Genomic DNA, 6505 nt, shown 5'->3' on the forward strand with positions numbered 1-6505 from the left:
TTCCCGCACACCGGGTGAAACAGCCACGCGCCCCAGGCCGGCGCGTTTGGCGTCGCGTGCCCGAAGAATGGGACAATAATTGTGTGACCTATATTTCGAACGAATCCCGCTACGAGTCCATGCCCTACCGTCGCGCCGGGCGCAGCGGCCTCAAACTCCCGGCCATTTCGCTCGGCCTCTGGCAAAACTTTGGCGATGACAAGCCGCTCGCAACGCAGCGAGCCATTCTGCGCCGAGCGTTCGACCTCGGCATCACGCACTTCGACCTCGCCAACAACTACGGGCCTCCGTACGGGTCTGCAGAAACGAACTTCGGCCAGCTCTACCGGGAAGATTTTCTGGCCCACCGAGACGAACTCGTGCTCTCGACCAAGGCCGGCTACGACATGTGGCCGGGTCCGTACGGCAACTTCGGTAGCCGCAAGTACCTCCTGTCGAGCCTCGACCAGTCGCTCTCACGCATGGGCGTGGACTACGTCGATATCTTCTACTCCCACCGCGCCGACCCCGACACGCCGCTTGAAGAGACCATGGGCGCCCTGCACACCGCCGTCACGAGTGGCCGTGCGCTCTATGCCGGAATCTCTTCGTACTCGCCCGAACGCACCCGCGAAGCTGCGGCGATTCTGGCCGACCTCGGCACGCCGCTGCTGATTCACCAGCCCTCCTACTCCCTGTTCAACCGGTGGGTCGAGGACGACCTGCTCGACACCCTCGAAGACGTCGGGGCCGGTTGCATCGCGTTCTCGCCGCTCGCCCAGGGGCTGCTCACCGACCGCTACCTCGGCGGTATTCCTGCGGACTCCCGGGTCGCCAGGGACGGGTCCGCGAACAAGGCCATGGTGAACGATGAGACGCTCGCCAGCATCCGCTCGCTGACCGAAATCGCTTCCGAGCGGGGCCAGTCGCTCGCACAGCTGGCCCTGGCCTGGGTGTTGCGCAATTCCGAGGTGACAAGCGCCCTGATCGGGGCGTCGTCGGTCGTGCAGTTGGAAACCAACGTGGCAGCGCTGCAGAATCTCGCCTTCACCGCCGCCGAGCTCGCGGCCATCGACGTGCACGCCCACGACATGGGCATCAACCTCTGGGCCGGTTCGAGCGCCGTTTAGGGCTCGAGCAGGCCGCGAATGTCTTCGGCGGTGAGCGCGGTGCTGAACATTGCGTCGTCGTCGAGCACCGCGGTGAACAGCTGGGCCTTCTGCTTCTGGAGCGCTACAACCTTCTCCTCGATGGTGCCGGTGGCGACCATCCGGTAGACCATCACGTTGCGGGTCTGGCCGATGCGGTGCGTGCGGTCGACGGCCTGCGCCTCCGTCGCCGGATTCCACCACGGGTCGAGCAGAAAAACGTAGTCGGCTTCGGTGAGGTTGAGGCCGAAGCCGCCGGCCTTGAGGCTGATCAGAAACACCGGTGCCGCTCCGCTCTTGAACCGGTCGATCACCTCGCTACGCCGCAGTGTCGACCCGTCGAGGTAGCAGTAGGGAACGCCCTGCGCGTCGAGCCGGGCGGCGGCGCGCTTCAGGAATGACGTGAACTGGCTGAAGATAAGCGCCTTGTGCCCCTCGGCGATGACATCGTCGAGTTGCTCAAACAGGGCGTCGAGCTTGCTCGAGCGCACGCCGGCAAACTTCTGGTCGACGAGCGAAGCGTCGAGGCTCAGTAGCCGCAGCAGGGTGAGAGAGCGAAAAATGATGAACCGGTTCTTGTCGAGTTCCTCGATGAGGCCGTACAGTTTCTGCCGTTCCCGCTGCAGAAATGTGTCGTAGAGCTTCTGGTGCGCCGGGTTCAGCGCGATCTGCAACTCCTGCTCCTGCTTCGGTGGTAGGTCGCGAGCAACAACCTCCTTGGTGCGGCGCAGCAGCAGTGGGCGGATGCGTCTGCGCAGCTTCGCGAGCCGCTGCGGGCCTTCACCGCGCGTCACCGGCCGCACGTAGTCCTCGGTAAATTTGCGCGCTGAAGCGAACAGACCGGGTGCCACGATGCTGAACAGTGACCACAGGTCCATGAGGTTGTTTTCCAGCGGAGTGCCCGTGATCGCCAGTTTGAACGGGGTGTCCAGCTCTTTTGCGCAGGCATAGGCGCGGCTGGTGCGGTTCTTCACGAATTGCGCCTCGTCGAGGATGAGGCCGGCCCAGGTCACAGCCTGGTACGCCTCGAACTCGAGACGAAACAACGCGTAGGAAGTGATGAGCACGTCGGCGTCGGTGGCGGTATCCGCTATGCGGGTGCGGCTTTTCGACTCGGTCGCCATCAGCGTGCGCACCCGCAGCCCAGGCGTGAACCGGGTCGCCTCGTTGAGCCAGTTCGCCACAACGGATGTCGGCGCCACGACCAGAAACGGCCCCGGTTTCGACTCTGTCGCGTGCACCAGCAGCGCCAGGGTCTGCAGCGTCTTGCCGAGTCCCATGTCGTCGGCGAGTACGCCACCGAGCTGGTGCTGCCAGAGAAACGCGAGCCAGGCGAACCCCTCCTGCTGGTACGGGCGAAGAGTTGCGTGCACAGTGTCGGGCAGCACGATCGGGTCGACACCGCTCGGATCCTTCAGTCCCGCAGCAGCGGCCCGCCACGAGACGGCCGACACGGTCTCGTCGGCGAGATCCTCAAAATCGCTCCACAGGCTGGCCTGGTAGCGGCTGATGCGCAAGCCGGTCTCCCACTCCTGCAGCGCACGGGCTTCGTCAATGAGTTCGTGCAGTCGTTCGAACTCGGGCTGTTGGAGCGAGAGATAGCTGTTGTCGACGAGTTTCAGGCGGGTCTGGCCCGTTGCGAGCGCCGTGAACAACGGCCCGAACGGTACCGTGATCTCCCCAATCGTCACGATTACGCCGAGGTCGAACCAGTCGCGCTGGTCGGTCTCGATGGTCGTGATCACGAGGCGCGGTGGTTCGGTACGTTCAAAATTGTCGGGCAGTACCTCGGGAAACCGCACCGAGGCATCCGTGCTGGTGACCGCGACCCTGCGCTGCAAGGCCGGGTAGACCGTGCCCAGAAACTCGGCCGTGTCGGCCGCGGGTACCGCTGCCGGATCAACCTGCCCGACCAGATGTCGCTGCTCAGGGCTCAACGGACCATTCGTTGGCGCGAGGGTGAACACGGTCGGAGCGCCGAGCCGTACGCTGTAGACGCCGTGGCCCGCGATGATTCCGGCGGCCTCGAGCGGGTAGGTGGTGCCGTCGATGTGCAGCCGGGCCTGCAAAAGCAGCGGGCCGGCAGCATCCGCCTGCGAGGCGTCAAGGCTGACGTGCGCGAGCGACCCGACCCGCACGACAACGTCTTTCTTATTGCCGACGAAGCCGATGCCGAGTTGCTCGGCCTCACGCAGCAGCGGCCAGAGCAGCGGGCTGGTGAAGTTGTCGAGGTAGATCCAGTCGGTTTCCTGGCTCGTGTAGACCTCGCGCACGGCCTTGTAGAGAGCGGAGAACTGCGAGATCCAGCGGTGATGTTCGGGGTCGAGGTTGAACCGGTTCAGCTGAAAGGTGAGGTGGCTCCACGTGACGTTGCTGCGCACCCAATTGCCATTCGCATTCTGAATGACCGGCCGCACGCCGAGCCGAAACTCGCCGTGCCCGGCTACGAGCGTCTTCACCGGTTTGGCGGTCGGCCCCCGCCAGCGGTCATTCGTGCGCGGAGTCTGCTCGCGCAGTTCGAACTGCAGCCCCATTGGCACCTTCGGGCCGGTCGCCAGGGCACGCGGGTGCCCGAAATTGCCGATGGGCGGCAGAACGGATGCCCCGCGAGGCTGCAGCGGCGGCAGCACCAGCCGCTTCCAAGCCGGGGTTGCGTCGGGCCCGTTCCCCGGGGTACCCGCAGAATCCGACATTCCCCTAGCTGTCGCTCTCGGACGGGTTCAGGCCGGCGGCGTCGAGCACCCAAGCGTAGTTGAACGCGCGTTCGTGCCAGGCGCTGTACCGACCAGAGACCCCGCCGTGGCCGGCCGACATTTCGGTCTTGAGCAGGGCGTTCGCTCCCACTTCGCGCAGCTTGGCCACCCATTTGGCTGGCTCGACGTAGAGCACGCGGGTATCGTTCAGGCTGGTCACGGCAAGAATCGAGGGATAGGTGACTGCGCGCACGTTCTCGACGGGGGAGTACGACTTCATGTAGGCGTACACCTCGGCGTCGTGCAGGGGATCACCCCACTCGTCCCACTCGATCACGGTCAGTGGCAGGGAGGGGTCGAGAATCGAGGTGAGGGCATCGACGAACGGGACCTCGGCGAGGATGCCGGAAAACAGTTCGGGCGCGAGATTCGCGACGGCGCCCATGAGCAGTCCGCCGGCACTGCCGCCCTCGGCCACCAGCCGGTCGGGGGTGGTGAAGCCCGCGTCGGTGAGGTGCCGGGCGCAGCTCACGAAGTCGGTGAAGGTGTTGCGCTTGGTCGTCGTCTTGCCGGTTTCGTACCATGTGCGGCCGAGTTCGCCGCCGCCGCGCACGTGCGCGATGGCGAAGATCATGCCGCGATCCAGCAGGCTGAGTCGGGCGATGCCGAACCCGGGGTCGATGCTGTGCTCGTACGATCCGTACCCGTAGAGCAGCGTCGGTGCCGGTGTGCCGGGCGTGACGAGGTCGCGGCGGTAAACCAGCGAGATCGGCACGCGGGTGCCGTCGTCGGCGGTGGCCCACTCCCGGCGCTGCTCGTAGAGCGCCCGGTCGTAGCCGCCGAGCACGGGCTGCTGCTTGAGCAGGCGTCGCTCGCCGGTCCCTACGACGAGGTCGTACACCGTAGAGGGCGTGATGAAGCTCGTAAAGCCGAACCGGATGGTCGGTTGCGTCCACTCCGGGTTGCCGGCCGAGCCGACGGCGAACAACGGTTCGTCGAAGTCCAGCTCGGTCAGTCCGCTCGCGTCGTGCCGGTCGATGGCGAGGCGGGTGAGGCCGTCCCGGCGGTACTCCACGACGAGAAAGTCGGCGAAGGCGTCGACGCTTTCGAGGCGGATCTGCGGGTCGTGCGGCAGCAGCATCCGCTTCTCACCCTGTGGGTCTCCTGCTGATACGCTGACCAGCTCGAAATTGACGGCGGTGCCGCCGTTGTGCACAATCAGAAGGCGGTCCTCTGCATCGATGACGGCGTGTTCAACGTCGTATTCCATGCCGTCCTGCCGCGGCCAGACGACGGTGAAGTCGCCGGTTGGGTCGCTCGCGTCGAGCACCCAGGATTCGGTCGTGACGCTTGAGCCGGCCTCGATCATGAGGAACTTGCGGCTGCGCGTGATTCCGACCCCCACCCAGAATCGTTCGTCGGGTTCGTGAAAAATGCTGGTGTCAGCGTCTCGGGTGGTGCCGATTTCGTGCCGCCACACGGTATCGGGGCGCCAGGCGGCGTCGACGGTGGTGTAGAAGAGGTAGCGGCCGCTCGGATCGAACAGGGCGCCGGCGCTCGTGTTCGCGATCGTGTCGGGCAGGTTCTCGCCGGTCGCGATGGTGCGCACGCGGATCGTGTAGCGTTCGTCGCCCTCCACGTCGACGGCATAGAGCAGCTGGGTGCCGTCTTCGCTGAGGTCGAAGCTGCCGAGCGAGAAGAACTCGTGGCCCTCGGCTTCGACGTTGTCGTCGAGCAGCACCTGTTCGCCGGGCAGGCCGGGGCTGGTCGGGTCGGTGTCGCCGAGGATGGGCGCGGCCCAGTCATCGGGGCTGCCGATCGGTGCACGGCAGTGGATGCCGTATTCCTGGCCCTCGACGGTGCGGGTGTAGTACCAGAAGGTGCCGCGACGCACCGGAACGCTCAGGTCGGTCTCCTGGGTGCGGTTTTTGATCTCGTCGAAGATCTGCTGCCGGAGCGGTTCCTGATTAGCGGTGCGGGCATCCGTGTAGCTGTTCTCGGCCTCGAGGTGGGCGATGACCTCGGGGCTGTCCTTATCGCGCAACCACTCGTAGTCGTCGATGTAGACGTCGTTGTGGTGCTCACGGCGATGCGGCTTCTTTGCGGCGAGTGGGGGAGTGATCGGGCCAGAGGTCATCCCCCCAGCGTAGTTTGTGAGGCCCCGCTCCACACGCTCACCGCGTGGTCGCGAGGGCGGGTACTGGGTAGCTTCGCGGGTGCCGAGGCAACCCTGTACCCGCCCTCAGGACTTCATTTACCCTTGCCTGCGAATGGTATATAGCTCGGAGAGAGTATCAGCATATTACTGAGATTCTCTCGCCTTTGGGGGTGGTGTGGGCTATAATTGTGGGTGAAGGAGGCACCGCCGCCATGACCCTCACCGCCCCGCCCGCCGCCACCGGCTCCACCCCGGAGCCGGTGTCCTCCCGGGTCGCGGCGATAGCTCAGGCCGGTGCGATTCTGGCCTCCGCGTTGGACGGGGTGCGGTTTGGTCACCTCGACGACACCGAGGCCATCGCGGTGATGAGCGCTCTAGAAGGGCTCGGGCGCAGGGTGGATGGGGCCAGACTCCGAGCCACCACCGACATCGGTGCCCGCGCCGACACCGACCTCGGCGCCGGGTCGCTGGCCTACCGAAACGGCTGCCGCACCCGCATTGATTTCATCACCCAACTCGCCGGCATC

General features: G+C 65.5%; 4 protein-coding genes. 2 read left to right on the plus strand and 2 right to left on the minus strand.

The genetic code is table 11. The annotated features are described in order from the left end of the window. The first annotated feature begins 83 nt into the window (after window positions 1-83). Window positions 84-1109, plus strand: a complete 1026-nt coding sequence (gene mgrA, locus LH475_RS01370) for an L-glyceraldehyde 3-phosphate reductase (RefSeq protein ID WP_196843717.1) — start codon at window positions 84-86, stop codon at window positions 1107-1109. On the opposite strand, the gene LH475_RS01375 is transcribed toward mgrA, so the two are convergent. Together LH475_RS01375 and LH475_RS01380 are read right to left on the minus strand one after the other, a co-directional pair. Continuing rightward, a complete protein-coding gene (locus tag LH475_RS01375) occupies window positions 1106-3820 on the minus strand; it encodes a DEAD/DEAH box helicase (RefSeq protein ID WP_297412684.1) in 2715 nt (904 codons plus the stop codon). The genes mgrA and LH475_RS01375 overlap by 4 nt on opposite strands. 4 nt (window positions 3821-3824) lie before the next feature. Next, window positions 3825-5957 (minus strand): S9 family peptidase, encoded by a 2133-nt coding sequence (locus tag LH475_RS01380; protein ID WP_196843719.1) that lies wholly within the window; start codon window positions 5955-5957, stop codon window positions 3825-3827. A 233-nt stretch (window positions 5958-6190) separates the two neighbouring features. Here LH475_RS01380 and LH475_RS01385 point away from each other — a divergent pair. Next, window positions 6191-6505 (plus strand): hypothetical protein (locus LH475_RS01385; RefSeq protein WP_297412685.1); only part of this gene is annotated, 315 nt, incomplete at its 3' end.

Origin of the sequence: Cryobacterium sp. (assembly GCF_026786305.1) — a bacterium.
Lineage (GTDB): Bacteria > Actinomycetota > Actinomycetes > Actinomycetales > Microbacteriaceae > Cryobacterium.